The organism is Simiaoa sp. (genome assembly GCF_051972595.1).
Lineage (GTDB): Bacteria > Bacillota > Clostridia > Lachnospirales > Lachnospiraceae > Acetatifactor > Acetatifactor hominis.
Map to the genome: position 1 here is coordinate 60,208 of NZ_JBOKRY010000012.1, position 15,386 is coordinate 75,593.

Annotated in this window: 11 protein-coding genes and 1 pseudogene; 11 read left to right on the forward strand and 1 reads right to left on the reverse strand. The window is 48.8% G+C overall.

The annotated features are described in order from the left end of the window. Nucleotides 1–13 precede the first annotated feature (13 nt). From moaC to fdhF, 8 genes are all read left to right on the forward strand, one after another. The gene (gene moaC / locus ACTRDR_RS06590; RefSeq protein WP_440526583.1) at nt 14–505 is read left to right on the forward strand and encodes a cyclic pyranopterin monophosphate synthase MoaC; all 492 of its coding nucleotides are present in this window, start codon (nt 14–16) and stop codon (nt 503–505) included. Beyond that, nucleotides 459–1,367, forward strand: coding sequence for a molybdate ABC transporter substrate-binding protein (gene modA, locus ACTRDR_RS06595; RefSeq protein WP_440526584.1), 909 nt, complete (start codon nt 459–461; stop codon nt 1,365–1,367). The genes moaC and modA overlap by 47 nt, the downstream gene beginning before the upstream one ends. An 8-nt stretch (nt 1,368–1,375) precedes the next feature. Then, nucleotides 1,376–2,047: a molybdate ABC transporter permease subunit gene (gene modB / locus ACTRDR_RS06600; RefSeq protein WP_176863077.1), complete on the forward strand. Its 672-nt coding sequence runs from the start codon at nt 1,376–1,378 to the stop codon at nt 2,045–2,047. After that, on the forward strand, nt 2,047–3,090 hold the full coding sequence (locus ACTRDR_RS06605; RefSeq protein ID WP_440526585.1) for a sulfate/molybdate ABC transporter ATP-binding protein: 1,044 nt from the start codon (nt 2,047–2,049) through the stop codon (nt 3,088–3,090). The genes modB and ACTRDR_RS06605 overlap by 1 nt, the downstream gene beginning before the upstream one ends. Before the next feature lie 12 nt (nt 3,091–3,102). After that, nucleotides 3,103–4,188, forward strand: a complete 1,086-nt coding sequence (locus tag ACTRDR_RS06610; RefSeq protein WP_440526586.1) for a GTP 3',8-cyclase MoaA — start codon at nt 3,103–3,105, stop codon at nt 4,186–4,188. Nucleotides 4,189–4,252: 64 nt separating this feature from the next. Beyond that, entirely contained in the window at nt 4,253–5,197 is a 945-nt protein-coding gene (locus ACTRDR_RS06615) for a molybdopterin-binding protein (RefSeq protein ID WP_440526587.1), read from the forward strand. A gap of 164 nt (nt 5,198–5,361) precedes the next feature. Further along, complete coding sequence (locus ACTRDR_RS06620) at nt 5,362–7,197, forward strand: NAD(P)-binding protein (RefSeq protein ID WP_440526588.1); 1,836 nt, start codon at nt 5,362–5,364, stop codon at nt 7,195–7,197. Further along, nucleotides 7,197–9,920, forward strand: a complete 2,724-nt coding sequence (gene fdhF, locus ACTRDR_RS06625; protein ID WP_440526589.1) for a formate dehydrogenase subunit alpha — start codon at nt 7,197–7,199, stop codon at nt 9,918–9,920. Before ACTRDR_RS06620 ends, fdhF begins: the two co-directional genes overlap by 1 nt. Nucleotides 9,921–10,108: 188 nt before the next feature. Here fdhF and ACTRDR_RS06630 read toward each other — a convergent pair. Then, nucleotides 10,109–10,334, reverse strand: a pseudogene (locus tag ACTRDR_RS06630) (hypothetical protein). Between the two features lie 53 nt (nt 10,335–10,387). On the opposite strand from ACTRDR_RS06630, the gene ACTRDR_RS06635 reads away from it, so the two are divergent. The 3 genes from ACTRDR_RS06635 (at nt 10,388) to ACTRDR_RS06645 (ending at nt 15,331) form a co-directional block, all read left to right on the forward strand. Further along, nucleotides 10,388–11,512, forward strand: coding sequence for a peptidylprolyl isomerase (locus tag ACTRDR_RS06635; RefSeq protein WP_440526590.1), 1,125 nt, complete (start codon nt 10,388–10,390; stop codon nt 11,510–11,512). Nucleotides 11,513–11,714: 202 nt separating this feature from the next. Next, the gene (gene htpG / locus ACTRDR_RS06640) at nt 11,715–13,817 is read left to right on the forward strand and encodes a molecular chaperone HtpG (RefSeq protein ID WP_440526591.1); all 2,103 of its coding nucleotides are present in this window, start codon (nt 11,715–11,717) and stop codon (nt 13,815–13,817) included. 257 nt (nt 13,818–14,074) lie between these two features. Further along, a complete protein-coding gene (locus ACTRDR_RS06645; protein ID WP_440526593.1) occupies nt 14,075–15,331 on the forward strand; it encodes a peptidoglycan-binding protein in 1,257 nt (418 codons plus the stop codon). Nucleotides 15,332–15,386 lie beyond the last annotated feature (55 nt).

The window sequence follows — 15,386 nt, forward strand, 5'->3', positions numbered from 1 at the left end:
AAAGGAAACAAAAATGTCAGGCTTTACTCATTTTGATGCGCAGGGAAACGCCATCATGGTAGATGTAACAGACAAGGATATTACAGAGAGATGTGCTACGGCAAGCGGCTGTATCCGGGTGAGCCGTGAAGTATTTGATGCGGTGAAGGGCGGTACGGCGAAAAAAGGAGATGTTCTGGGAACTGCGCGGATCGCAGGGATCATGGCGGCCAAACGGACCTGGGAACTGATCCCTTTGTGTCATCCACTGATGCTGACAAAGGTCACCATAGATTTTGCTATGGAAGAGGAGACCTGTACGATACGGTGTTTCTGTACAGCAAAATTATCCGGACGTACCGGCGTGGAGATGGAGGCACTGACCGGGGTGAATGTGGCACTGCTTACCATCTATGATATGTGCAAGGCAATGGACCGCGGCATGGAAATGGGAGAGATCCATCTGGAGGAAAAGATGGGTGGCAAGAGCGGACATTTTCAAAGAACAGAATTTGAAAAAATATAATAAAAAAATGACAGTAGTAATGACAACGATCCTGGCAGCAATGCTGCTTGCAGGATGTGAATCTGAAACGAAGAATGCAGCAGATACCGGGGCGGCTGCTTCCGAAACAAATGCTCAGGCAGATGTGGAAACAGGCAGCATGGCGCAGGATACGGAGAACGGTGAAGCTGTGGAACTGACCATTTTAGCGGCAGCTTCCCTGACGGATGTATGCAACGAGATCAAGACAGAGTATGAAGCAGCACACCCAAATGTGACACTGAACTTTTCTTATGGAGCATCCGGTGCCTTACAGACACAGATCGAGGAAGGCGCTCCGGCAGATCTGTTTTTCTCCGCAGCTACCAAACAGATGACAGCTTTGAACGATGAGGGACTGATGGATTCGGATTCTATTGTGAAGCTGTTGGAAAATAAGGTAGTTCTGATCGTTCCGGAAGGCAGGGATAAAGACATTACCTCTTTCGAAGATGTGGCAACAGATAAAGTCGGCATGATCGGTCTGGGAGAGCCGGGCAGTGTGCCGGTAGGTCAGTACTCCGAGGAGATTTTCACCTCTCTGGGAATTTGGGATACGGTAAAGACAAAAGCAAACTACGGCTCCGATGTCCGCACGGTACTCTCCTGGGTAGAAACCGGTGCAGTGGACTGTGGCGTGGTATATGCAACGGATGCTTATGTGGGCGAGAACATCAAGATCGTCTGTGAGGCTCCCGCGGGCTCCTGTAAACAGGTGATCTATCCGGTGGGAATCGTGAAGGCAAGTGAACACGCAGATGTGGCAGCAGAGTTCCTTGCCTATCTGCAGACCGATCATACCATGCAGAAATTTGAAAGCTACGGATTCTCTGCGGCAGAATAGGAGCAGAAATGGATTTTTCACCCTTATGGATCTCCCTGAAGGTCGCGGTATGTGCGACGGTGTTTACGTTTTTCTTAGGTCTGCTTTCTGCCAGGCTGGTCATCTCCTTAAGATCGGGCAAGGCACTGATTGACGGCATTTTCTCTCTGCCGATGGTATTACCTCCTACGGTAGTCGGATTTTTCCTGCTGATCATTTTCGGGAAAAACAGTCTGTTAGGCGGGCTGCTCTTAAAAATGGGAATCAGTGTGCTGTTCACCTGGCAGGGGGCGGTGATCGCGGCAGTGGTGGTATCTTTTCCCATTATGTACCGGACAGCCCGCGGCGCCCTGGAGCAGGTGGATGTGAATCTGATTTATGCTGCAAGGACGCTGGGAATGTCGGAGGCAAAGATTTTTTTCAGGATTCAGCTGCCGGCGGCATGGCCCGGGGTGGCGGCTGCCACGATTCTGGCATTCGCCAGGGCTATGGGGGAATTCGGTGCGACGATCATGTTAGCCGGAAATATTCCCGGAAGGACACAGACCATGTCGGTGGCAATCTACACGGCAGTGCAGAGCGGTGACCGCAGTCTTGCCTATTACTGGGTAGCTATTATCATGGGAATATCCTTTTTCACCATTTTCCTGATGAATTACTGGATGGGTTATCAGGAGAGGAGAGGCGGTGGGAAGAGATAATGGCTTTGTATGTGGATATTGAGAAAAAATGTGGTGACTTTCTACTGAAAGTAAAGTTTACCGCACAAAAAGAAGTACTGGGTCTGTTAGGTGCTTCCGGCTGCGGCAAGAGTATGACACTTAAATGCATTGCAGGAATCGAAAAGCCGGACCGCGGCGTGATCCGGCTGGATGATAAAGTGTTTTTTGATTCGGAGAAACGGATCCATCTGCCGGTACAGAAGAGGAGAGTAGGCTATTTATTTCAGGATTATGCCCTCTTCCCGAATATGACGGTGCTGCAGAATATCATGTGCGGCGCAGGTGACAGGAAGAAAGCATCGGAATATGTGAAACGTTTTTTCCTGGAAGGCAAGGAGCAGCTGTACCCGGCGCAGTTGTCCGGTGGACAGAAGCAGCGTACCGCCATGGCAAGAATGTTGGCAGGGGAACCGGAGATACTGATGTTAGATGAGCCCTTTACAGCACTGGACAACTACCTGAAGATGCAGTTGGAGCGGGAACTGATGAAGGTCATGGAAGCGTATGGGAAGACAGTCCTGTTCGTATCCCATGACCGGAACGAGGCCTATCGTATGACGGACCGCATCGCAGTCATGGAAAACGGACAGATCCTGGATGTGCAGCCGAAAGAGGAGCTTTTTCAGAATCCGTCCTCTCTGGCGGCAACGTTTCTGACCGGATGCAAAAATGTATCGGAGCTTCGGACAGAGCCTGATGGCAGGTATGCAGCAACAGACTGGGGAATGCGCCTGGCTGCGCCGCCTGAGGAAGGAAACTACAAATATGCGGCATTCCGGGCACACTATTTTCAGGTCGTTCCGGCAATGGAGGAAACGAATGTGCTGAAGTGTCATATCCTGCGGGTGATCGAGGATACCTTTTCCACAGTGGTACTGTTTTGTAACGGTAACCGGACAGGGGAACATGCGTCAGAGGTGCTGACCTATGAATTGCCGAAGGAGGAATGGCAGAAGCTGAAAAATGCAGAAACACTGTATCTGAAAATGCCGCCGAAACAGATCATATGGCTGGAAAAATAAAAGGAGTACATAATGCAGGACGGTCTGGGAAGAGAAATTGATTATTTGAGGATATCGGTGACGGACAAGTGTAATCTCCGGTGCAGATACTGCATGCCACCGCATGGGATCACGCCGTTAGCCCATGAGGAGATACTGACGCTGGAAGAAATCTTCAGGCTGGTGAGGATCATGGAACAACTGGGAATTCGGAAGGTGCGGCTGACCGGTGGGGAACCCATGGTACGGAAAAATCTGCCGTGGCTGGTGGAGCAGATCCACGGGCTGTGCGGAATCCGGGAGATTGCCATGACTACCAATGGGACGCTGTTCGCACCGCAGGCAAAAGTCTATCGCGAAGCGGGACTTACGGCAGTGAACATCAGCCTGGACACGCTGGATCCGGAACGTTTTCGCTGCATCACCGGCTGTGACCGGGCAGATCGCACAGCAGGTGTGGACAGTGTGCTCTGTGCGATCGATGCAGCGCTGGAGCAGCAGCTTAGGGTGAAGATCAACTGTGTTCCCTGCGTGGAGATGAATGGAGACGACCTGGAAGGGATTGCTATGTTGGCTGAAGACAGACCCGTGGATGTCCGGTTTATCGAGCTGATGCCCATAGGCTGTGGAAAAGAATACACCGGAATTCCCTCGAAAGAGATTTTACGCAGACTGGAGCAGCACTTTGGAAAGGCAATCGCAATTCCGGGGAAAGTGAATATAGAAACTGGCCGGTTGACAGAAAATTTTGCCAGAGAAACGAGTAATCCGGCCGACAATTCCGGTCGTAGAACGGACGGCCCGGCAGAATATTATCAGTTTCCGGGATTTTCCGGCAGGATCGGATTCATCAGTCCGATTTCCCACAAGTTCTGCAGGGAATGTAACAGAATCCGCCTGACCTGCGAGGGAAGATTGAAGCTTTGTCTGCATTATGACAGGGGACTGGAGCTTAAGCCGCTGCTTCGGGGCGGAGCAAACGATGAGGAAATTGGAAGGCATATCATAAACGCCCTGAAGGAGAAACCGTCAGAACATCATTTCCGGGAGAGGACAGCAGGCGAAGAACTGCCGGACGGTGTGGAAGAACAGCGGAAAATGGTACAGATCGGCGGATAGATACAAAACATGACCGGCGCGGGCAGGCAAAAACGGACCGGGCGGGACAGAAAGGTTGACAGTTATGGCAGGAGAAGTAGCAGCAGTATGTATCAGTGAGAAAAAAGGAACAGCCAAGCAAAATATCGGAAGCTGTAACTTTATAGAAGACTGGGGACTGGAGAAGGATGCCCATGCGGGCAACTGGCACAGGCAGGTGAGCCTGTTATCCTGGGAAGAAGTGGAAAAATTCCGCGCAAGAGGCGCAGATGTGGCAGATGGTGCTTTTGGTGAAAATCTGCTGGTGAAAGGATATGATTTTAAATCTTACCCGGTGGGAAGTATTTTCAAATGTAATGATGTGGTGTTAGAGATCACGCAGATAGGGAAAAAATGCCATTCGGAATGCGAGATCTTCCATATGGTGGGGGATTGCATCATGCCCAGAGAAGGTGTGTTCGCCAGGGTACTGCATGGCGGCAGAATCGATGTCGGTGATAGCTTAAAACTGATCAGTACCAGGAAACTCCGCGCAGGAATCATTACTGCCAGTGACAAAGGGAGTAAAGGAGAGCGGGAAGATGAGAGTGGTCCCGCTATCCGCAGGATCATAGAAAAACAGGGGTATGAAGTGGTAAGCCAGGTGGTACTGTCTGACGATGCGGAAGGTTTATACCGGGAAATGGTAAGGCTTGCGGATGAAGAAGATGTGGATGTGGTATTCACTACCGGAGGAACCGGCTTTTCTCCCAGAGATAATACCCCGGAAGCCACCATGCGGGCAGCTACCAGAAATGCACCGGGAATCGCAGAGGCAATGCGCTATTACAGCCTGCAGATCACTCCAAGGGCGATGTTAAGCAGAGCTGCCAGTGTCATCCGTAACCGGACGTTGATCGTAAATCTGCCGGGAAGTCCGAAAGCAGTGAAGGAATGCCTGGAGGCAGTACTGGATACAGTGGCTCACGGAATCCGTATCTTACGGGAAGAAGACGGGGAATGCGGTAATGGTACTTCGCTAAAAAAATAACATGCTTGTTAAATAATTAATCTAATTGAAGAATGTTTCTCAAGAAGGTATAATGTAAGCACTTACATTATACCTTCTTAAGTATTCGGGGTAGTCGGTAAAATCTTATGCCTGTTGGAAAAAATACAGTATTTATCATAACAGGACGTACACAGGAGGGTTTCATGCATTCCGAGAATATTATTTACAAAAATGAAATGAATGAAAAAACAACAAAATTCCTAGATAAATTTGTAAAGAGGGTGAAGGGAAATCCTCCCGGCGTCTGTCCGATCGCAGTGCAGCTTTCTTTTTTACAAAGTGCCAGAAGCCAGACCTGCGGTAAGTGTGTTCCCTGCCGTGACGGACTGGAACAGGTAGAGAATATGATGCGCAGCATTCTGGACGGTAAGGCGGATATGGAGACTTTTAACAACATGGTATCCCTGGCGGAAATGATTCAGGATACGGCAGACTGTGCCATAGGTTATGAGGCGGCCAACATCGTATTGCAGAGTGTGGAGCTGTTCCGTGATGAATACATGAGCCATATTGAACAGCACAGATGTCAGGAGGAAGTGGGACAGAAGGTTCCCTGTATTTCCCATTGCCCCGCACATGTGGATATTCCGGGATATATTGCGCTGATCGGTGAACATCGCTATGCGGATGCTATTAATCTAATCCGCAGGGACAATCCTTTTCCCACGGCATGCGCATTTATCTGTGAACACCCCTGTGAGGCAAAATGCCGCAGAGACCTGATTGACAGCCCGGTCAATATCCGTGGACTGAAGAAATTTGCGGTGGATCAGATCGCGGCAGATCAGGTAAAGGTGCCGGAGTGTAATGTCACTACCGGTAAAAAAGTAGCTATCGTAGGAGGAGGTCCTTCCGGATTGACGACTGCCTATTATCTGTCTTTGATGGGACATAAGGTAGATGTATATGAAGAGAGAGAAGCGCTGGGAGGAATGCTGCGATACGGTATTCCAAATTACCGTCTGCCCAAGGACAGACTGGACGAAGATATCAATGCGATCCTGTCTACCGGTAATATTACAGTGCATTACAATACTGCCATCGGCAGGGATATCACTATGGAGCAGCTTCAGGAGCAGTACAATGCGATCTATATTGCCATCGGTGCCCAGGTAGGTAAATCTGTAAACGTAGACGGCGTGAACAGCAACGGAGTCTATTCCGCAGTGGAAATGTTGGGCGAGATCGGTAAGGGCAACATTCCGGATTATACCGGCAAACGTGTGGTGGTCGTAGGCGGCGGAAACGTAGCCATGGACTGTGCCCGTTCTGCCATCCGGTGCCATGCCAAAGAGGTAACGGTGATCTATCGCAGACGTCAGATCGACATGACGGCACTGCCTTCCGAGATCCAGGGAGCCATCGAAGAGGGCGTGGAACTATTGACGCTGAATGCACCAGTGAAGATCAATGCGGATGCGGAGGGGAATGTCTGTGGATTTGTGGCACAGCCCCAGATCATCAGTGTGTATGACAAGCAGGGAAAACCTTCTGTAACGGTGGCAAATAAACCAAAGATCGAGGTGCCCTGTGAAGTGGTACTTATGGCCATCGGTCAGGATATTGTCTCTGCACCTTTTACAGAGTATGATGTGAATCCCCGAAGAAAGACATTTGAGACATTAGATACCACCAGACTTAAGAGCTATGACAAGATTTTCGCCGGCGGTGACTGTGTATTCGGCCCGGCAACCGTAATTAAGGCCATTGGTGCCGGCAAAGTAGCGGCACTGAACATTGATGAATACCTTGGGTATCATCATAAATATCTGGAGGATATTAAGATTCCGGAGCCCAGAGAAAATGACAGAACCCATTACGGCAGAGTGCATCTGACAGATCGTTCCGCCAGAGAGCGTAAGAACAATTTCGAACCGGTGGAAAACGGAATGTCCTACGATGAGGCGATGCAGGAATGCGGTAAGTGCTTAAGATGTGATCACTTCGGATGCGGAGTGGTAGAAGGAGGCAGAGTATAATGGTAACGATCACCATAGATGGAAAACAGATTTCCGTAGATGAGAATTTATCCATACTGGAAGCTGCACAGGAGGCGGACGTCAAGATCCCCACACTCTGCTACCTGAAGGATGTCAATGAGGTAGGAGCCTGCAAAATGTGTGTTGTGGAGGTGGAAGGCAGCAGACATCTGGTAACCTCCTGCAATACAAAAGTAAAAGAGGGAATGGTGGTGAACACTCATTCCGAGAGAGTGGTGAACAGCAGAAAGCAGGTATTGAACATGCTGCTTGCCAATCATGATGTCAGATGCTTCTCCTGCAGCAAATCCGGTGACTGCAGACTGCAGGATCTGTCCAATGAATATGGCATTACGAAATCCTGCTATCCCGGAAGCGCAGCCAAATTTGAAGCGAAAAAAGAGAATCCTTTTCTGACGTATTATCCGGAGCTGTGCATCAATTGTCAGAGATGTGTCAGCACCTGTAACAAGGTGTCCTGTAACGGCACCCTGCATAACAGTAAGATCGGTACGAGAACACTGATCGATGCTCCGTTCGGACCGGACTGGAAGGAGACAGACTGCGAGTCCTGTGGTAACTGCGCGGCAGTATGTCCTACCGGAGCACTGGTAGCCAAAAACCGTAAAAAGTACCAGGTCGGCAAGGTGAAAAAGGTTCTGACAACCTGTCCCCACTGTGCTACCGGTTGTCAGTATTATCTGGTGGTAAAGGATAACGAGATCGTGGATGTGGAACCGGCAAACGGACCTTCCAACAAGGGACTGTTATGTGTTAAGGGCAGATTTGGCTCGTTTAATTTCGTACATTCGCCGGAGAGATTAAAATATCCTCTGATCAAGAATCATGAGACCGGAGAGTTTGAGCGTGCTACCTGGGATGAGGCACTGGATCTCATCGCAGCGAAATTTACAGAGATCAAGAAAAAGTATGGTTCCGATGCACTGGCAGGCTTTGCCTGCTCCCGTTCTCCGAACGAGGACTGCTATATGCTGCAGAAGATGGTCCGCTGTGCGTTTGGCACCAATAATGTAGATAACTGTGCCAGAGTCTGTCATTCCGCAACCGTGGCCGGACTTGCCATGACCCTGGGAAGCGGAGCAATGACCAATCCTATCAGTGATATTACGAAGGATGTGGATGTGATCATGCTGGTAGGTTCCAACCCGGAGGAAGCACATCCTGTCATCGGTATGCAGATTCGTCAGGCGGTAGAACGGGGAACCCGGCTGATCGTGGTAGATCCCAGAGATATCGGTCTGTCCAGGCAGGCAGATATTCATCTGAAATTAAAGCCCGGTACGAACGTCGCATTTGCCAACGGTATGATGAATGTGATCATCCATGAGGGACTGGCAGACGAAGAATTCATCCGCACCAGAACCGAAGGCTTTGAAGAATTAAAAAAGATTGTGGAAGAATATACTCCGGAGCGTGTAGCCGAGATCTGTCATATCGATGCAGATCATCTGCGGGAGGCGGCACTGATGTATGCTAAGGCGAAGAAGGCTCCAATCATCTATTGTCTGGGCGTAACGGAACATTCCACCGGAACCGAAGGTGTTATGTCCATGTCCAACATGGCGATGTTAGTAGGGAAGCTGGGACGCAGCGGCTGTGGCGTCAATCCCTTACGTGGACAGAATAATGTGCAGGGTGCCTGCGATATGGGTGCACTGCCCGGTGATCTTCCCGGTTATCAGAAAGTGACAAATCCCGAGGTGATTGCTAAATTTGAAAAAGCATGGGGTGTGGAGCTGAACAAAAAACCCGGCGTACATGCAACGGATGTATTCCCTGCGGCAATCCGTAAGGAGATCCGGGGACTCTTTATCTTCGGCGAGGACCCGATCGTAACGGATGCAGACCAGCATCATATCCGCAAGGCACTGGAAAGCCTGGATTTCCTGGTATTGTCCGACCTGTTCATGACAGAGACCGCGCAGTATGCGGATGTGATCCTGCCCGGTACCAGTTATGCGGAGAAGGAAGGTACCTTCAGCAATACGGAGAGAAGAGTACAGCGTGTGCGTAAAGCGGTGACACTGGAAGGCGAGATGCGCCTGGATACCGATATTTTTATCGACCTGATGAACCGCATGGGATATCCGCAAGCCCAGCTTACTTCCGAAGAGATCATGGATGAGATCGCGTCCCTGACCCCCAGCTTTGCAGGTATCAGCCATAGAAGACTGGATAAGGGCGAGAGTATCCAGTGGCCCTGCCCGGATAAGAAACATCCCGGCACACCGATTTTACATGTGGGTAAGTTCTCCAGAGGACTGGGATGGTTCTACCCCGCAGAATATGTGCCCAGTGCGGAACTTCCGGATGAGGAATATCCGTTTATCATGATGACGGGACGTATTCTGTACCATTACAATACCAGAGCCATGACCGGCAAGACCCCGGGACTGATGGAGAAGGAAGGTCATTCCTTCATCGAGATGAATACGGAGGATGCAGTACGCCTTGGCATTGAAAATGGAGAAAAGGTAAGGGTTACATCCAGGAGAGGTACTCTGATCACGACTGCGAGAGTGGGAGAAAAAGTATCCCCGAAGGAGACCTGGATGCCGTTCCATTTCCCGGATGGCAATGCCAATATCCTGACGAATGCGGCATTGGATAAATATGCGAGAATCCCGGAATACAAAGTCTGTGCGGTAAAAGTGGAAAAGCTTCCCGCAGAGGACAGACCGGCGGAAATAATTATGGAATAAGATAATTGAAAAAACAGCTGAATAGTGTGGCTAAGAAAACAAAGAAGCAAAGTGCGTGTGGACAAAAGGTGCTGCACGCACTTTTTCTTTGCCCGAAATTTATATATTTTTCTGGACTTACAAGAAAAAATGGCATATCGTATCAAAATAGGGTATAATTATATTTTAAGATGCCAGGGTCAAAAGGTCTAAGCCCACATGAGCTTGCTCATAAGTGGGTGAAAGACCTTATGACCCGCCCCGATATGAGCATAAAAGTGGGATGATAATCCCACGATATGCGAATATTGGGTAGGGTGCTATGTGCCAGTGGCACATGTCTAGCACGGACCGAAGCGGAGCGGAGAAGAGGGAGTGCGTAGCACGGAACAATCCGTAGGCATCAAAGTCGGGGGCTTTTGACCCCGACATCATTTTAAAGCGTTCAGAGGAAATGAAAAAAGAGAACTGTAAAGGCAGGAAATGAAATGTTTTTTTATGATAAAGAAAATAATAGCAAAAATAATAAAAAAAATAGGGAAAACAGAGGGAAGAAGCAAGTAGCAGCGATGTTGGTTGCAGGAGTACTTGGAATGAGCATGGTCGTGGGACTGACCGCTTGTGGCGGGGATGACGGCACCAAAGTAGTATTTACCACGGGATTAGGTAAAAACGAGGTGTTCCGGATCGGAGATGAGTCCTGCTCTAAGGCAGAGATCATGATCTATCTGACTACGACACAGAATCAGTATGCGAATGTCTACGGAACGGAGATCTGGAACACCTCCTTAAATGGTGTGACACTGGAGGATAATGTCAAGGAGACGGTACTGGCACGGATCGCACAGATCAAGACCATGTATCTGCTGGCAAAGGAAAAAGAGGTCACGTTAGATGAAGCCGAGGAAGCAAAGGTCGTCCAGGCAGCGCAGGAGTATTATTCTTCCCTGAATGACACAGAGATCGAGACCATGGGTGCCACGGAGGAAATCGTGGAGAAGCTGTACCGGGAATATGCCATGGCGGATAAGGTCTACCGGCTGATCATTCAGGATATCAATCCGGAGATCAGCGATGACGAGGCACGCAAAATTACGGTGCAGCAGATCTTTTTTGCAACAGCATCCACGGATATGGACGGTAACTTAAAGCCCTATTCGGAAAGTTCTATCCAGAAAGCTTACGAAAAAGCCTGTGAGGTGAGAGCCATGGCGGTGGACGGAGAACATGATTTCACGGAGCTGGCTTCTAAATACAGTGATGATTCCGAGATCACCTATTCCTTCGGCAAGGGGGAGGCGGAGAGTGCCTACGAGGAAGCAGCATTCAATCTGGCAACGGATGAAGTGAGCCAGGTCGTCAAGTGTGAGCGGGGCTATTACATTATCAAATGCATCAACACCCTGGACCGGGAAGAGACAGACGCCAATAAGTTAAAAATCGTGGAAGAGCGGAAGCGTGAAGTCTTCGGACAGGAGTATGACAGCTTTGTGAATACGCTGGTGCGTCAGCTCAATGACAAACTGTGGGATGAGATCACCCTGATCACGGACGAGCAGGTGACCACGGATAACTTTTTTGATGTGTATGCAAAGTATTTTCCGGAGGAGTAATCCTTAGGATCACCATACGCTTTATTAAAATTTTAGAATTGCGGAAACACTGATAAATACTGGACTTTCGGCAGATTGTTAGCACTCGTTGTAAATGAGTGCTAAATTTGTCTTGACTTTTTAATTTTGCAGTCCTACACTTAGAATCAGTTAGATAACAGTCAGCCATGACTGTGCAATTATAGAAAAGGATGTGGTAAAAATGGCAGCAAAAAGCGGTAGCTTATCAATCAACAGTGAAAACATTTTTCCGATTATTAAAAAGTGGTTGTATTCCGATCACGACATTTTTTACAGAGAGCTGATCTCCAACGGCTGCGATGCCGTAACCAAGCTTAAAAAGCTGGACATGATGGGAGAATATACCCTGCCCGAAGGCTATAAGGGACGTGTGGATGTCATCGTGGATCCCGAGAAGAAGACACTGACCTTCAAGGATAACGGTCTGGGCATGACCGCCGACGAAGTGGAAGAGTATATCAACCAGATCGCATTTTCCGGTGCTACGGATTTCATTGAGAAATATAAGGACAAGAGCAATTCCGACCAGATCATCGGTCATTTCGGACTGGGCTTCTATTCCGCATTCATGGTAGCGGATGAAGTACATATTGATACGTTATCTTACAAGGATGGCGCCAAGGCAGTGCACTGGGAGTGTGACGGCGGCACTGAGTTCTCCATGGAAGACGGAGACAAGACCGATGTCGGTACGACCATCACTCTGTTCTTAAATGAAGACTGCCTGGAGTTCTGTAATGAGTACAAAGCCCGTGAGGTAGTGAAGAAGTATTGTTCCTTCATGCCTACGGAGATCTATCTGTCCAAAGCGAACACCAAGGAGACCCAGATCATCAAGGAAGAGGAAAAGCTTCCCGATGATGAAGTTCTCGAAGAAATCGAGCCGGAGAAGAAGGAAAAAACAGAGGGCGAGAATGCAGAAGCTGAGGCAGCAGAAGAACCCAAGAAGCTGAAGATCAGAAAGCGTCCCGAACTGATCAACGAGACACAGCCTCTGTGGACCAAGCATCCCAACGAGTGCACCAGGGAAGAGTATCTGGACTTCTACCGCAAGGTATTCCAGGATTACAAGGAGCCTCTGTTCTGGATCCACCTGAACATGGACTATCCTTTCAACTTGAAAGGTATTCTGTACTTCCCGAAGATCAATATGGAGTATGAGTCCATCGAGGGTACCATCAAGCTGTACAACAATCAGGTATTCATCGCAGATAATATCAAGGAAGTCATTCCAGAGTTCCTGCTGTTGTTAAAGGGTGTCATCGACTGCCCGGATCTGCCTCTGAATGTATCCAGAAGTGCATTGCAGAACGACGGATTTGTCAAGAAGATCGCCGAGTACATTACCAAGAAGGTAGCGGACAAGCTTGCCGGTATGTGCAAGACTGACAAGGAAGAGTACGACAAGTACTGGGATGACATCAGCCCCTTCATCAAGTTCGGCTGCCTGAAGGATGACAAGTTCTGCGAGAAGATGAATGATTACATCCTCTTCAAGAATCTGGACGGCAAATATCTGACGTTGCCCGAGTGCCTGGAGATCAAGCCTCAGGATGAGGAAGAGAACAAGGAGAATGCCGTAGACGAGAACGGCAACAAGGTAGAAGCCGAAGTCGTAGAGGACAAGGCGGAAGATGAGGCTTCCGAGGAGAATGCCGAGGAAGAGAAGAAGGAGAAGATCATCTACTATGTAACGGATGAACAGCAGCAGAGCCAGTACATCAATATGTTCAAGGCTGCCAAGATGGATGCTGTGATCCTGACCCACAATATCGATCAGCCCTTCATCTCCCAGTTGGAGCAGAAGAACGAGGGAATCAAGTTCCAGCGTATCGATGCGGATGTGACCGATGCCCTGAAGTCCAAGACTTCCAAGAAGGCTGAAAAAGAGATGGAAGAGCAGGCTGAGAGCATCAGCAAGCTGATGAAGAAGGCTCTGAAGAATGACAAGATCACGATCAAGGTAGAGAAGCTGAAGAATAAAAAGATCTCTTCTATGATCACGCTGTCCGAAGAGAGCAGACGTATGCAGGATATGATGAAGATGTACTCCATGCCCGGTATGGATATGAGTGCTTTCGGCGGTGAGGGCGAGACCCTGATCCTGAATGCCAACCATCCTCTGGTACAGTACATTACTGAGCACCAGGACGGCGAGAACGCAGAAATGATCTGCGAGCAGCTCTACGATCTGGCAAAGCTCCAGCATGCACCCCTGTCTGCCGATGCCATGACCAAGTTCGTGGCAAGAAGCAATGACATTATGATGCTGTTGACAAAATAAATTAAGCAGAAGGTCCGGCGAAGGACGCTGAAGACAAAACAGGAACTGAGATGAGTGTTTGCACATACGTCACAGTTCCTGCTTTTTTTAGAAAAATCATGGTAGTTGTTCAGAAATTCATCCAATCATATTTATATGACTTTGAATAGTTAGTATTTAAGCACATCTTCGCGTAACGGAGCATATGCTGTAAGGAAGATTTGTTGCCTGACCGAACATGCGAGGATGATGTGGTACGGGATAGGCAGAAAGGACATATGTCCATGGATATTACGGATACTACTTATACAGGTACACTCCAGATCAGCGTTGTCTCCGCTCTGGGGATGTCCCCAATCTCCGGTGCTACGGTCACTATTTCTTATACCGGAGATCCGGATTCTCCGATAGAGACACTTACTACCGATGAATCGGGGCAGACCCCGACGATAACTCTGGAAGCGCCACCGAGAGAACTGTCTTTATCTCCGGAGATTACGGAACAGCCTTATTCGGAATACAACATTCAGGTGACCGCAGAAGGCTATGAAACAGTACTGGTATCCGGCTCTGAGATTCTGGCAGGAGAATATTCCCTGCAGCCGATCCGCATGAATCCTCTGAATGTGACAGAGGAGGAAGAAAAAGTAGTCGTAATACCGGCACATACTCTGTTCGGAGAATATCCTCCGAAGATTCCGGAAGAAGAGATCAAACCCATGAACGAGACGGGGGAGATCGTCTTAAGCCGCGTGGTCATTCCGGAATATGTGATTGTACATGACGGTGTTCCAGAGGATCCTACTGCCAAAAATTACTGGGTACGCTATAAAGATTATATTAAAAATGTGGCTTCCAGCGAGATCTATTCCACCTGGCCGGAAAGTGCGATCTATGCAAATATTCTGGTCATTCAGTCATTTACGTTAAACCGTGTATTTACAGAGTGGTACCGGGGACGCGGATATGATTTTACGATTACTTCGTCTACGGCATATGACCAGAAATGGATCTATGGCAGAAATGTGTTTGAAGAGATCGACTATCTGGTAGATTCCATTTTTACAAATTATTTATCAAGACCCGGCGTACGGCAGCCTATTTTCACCTCATACTGTGACGGCAACCGCACTACCTGCCGGGGGCTTAGCCAATGGGGCTCCAAAGCACTTGCGGATCAGGGATATTCCGCCATTGATATCATTCACTATTATTATGGCAATGATATGTACATCAATTCTGCGGATATTATATCGGGAGTGCCGTCCTCCTGGCCGGGGTATGACCTGACTATCGGTTCTTCAGGCGAAAAAGTAAGACAGCTTCAGCAACAGTTGAACCGCATCGCCAGGAATTATCCGGCGATTCCCACACTGAGCCCGGACGGTATCTATGGAACCGATACTGCGGAAGCAGTCAGGATGTTCCAAAAAATATTTCATCTTCCGCAGACCGGTATAGTCGATTATCCTACATGGTTTGAAATATCGGATATTTATGTGGGAGTCACACGCATCTCAGAACCGGATGTGTAGTAAATTGAAAGTTACGCGGGCAATGAGCCGCGCATAGGCATAGTGAAGACAGCGA

Bases quoted from the DNA above. Each gene is read 5' to 3' on its own strand.
- moaC (WP_440526583.1), top strand. From the start codon at position 14: ATGTCAGGCTTTACTCATTTTGATGCGCAGGGAAACGCCATCATGGTA.
- modB (WP_176863077.1), top strand. From the start codon at position 1,376: ATGGATTTTTCACCCTTATGGATCTCCCTGAAGGTCGCGGTATGTGCG.
- ACTRDR_RS06605 (WP_440526585.1), top strand. From the start codon at position 2,047: ATGGCTTTGTATGTGGATATTGAGAAAAAATGTGGTGACTTTCTACTG.
- ACTRDR_RS06610 (WP_440526586.1), top strand. From the start codon at position 3,103: ATGCAGGACGGTCTGGGAAGAGAAATTGATTATTTGAGGATATCGGTG.
- ACTRDR_RS06615 (WP_440526587.1), top strand. From the start codon at position 4,253: ATGGCAGGAGAAGTAGCAGCAGTATGTATCAGTGAGAAAAAAGGAACA.
- ACTRDR_RS06620 (WP_440526588.1), top strand. From the start codon at position 5,362: ATGCATTCCGAGAATATTATTTACAAAAATGAAATGAATGAAAAAACA.
- fdhF (WP_440526589.1), top strand. From the start codon at position 7,197: ATGGTAACGATCACCATAGATGGAAAACAGATTTCCGTAGATGAGAAT.
- ACTRDR_RS06635 (WP_440526590.1), top strand. From the start codon at position 10,388: ATGTTTTTTTATGATAAAGAAAATAATAGCAAAAATAATAAAAAAAAT.
- htpG (WP_440526591.1), top strand. From the start codon at position 11,715: ATGGCAGCAAAAAGCGGTAGCTTATCAATCAACAGTGAAAACATTTTT.
- ACTRDR_RS06645 (WP_440526593.1), top strand. From the start codon at position 14,075: ATGTCCATGGATATTACGGATACTACTTATACAGGTACACTCCAGATC.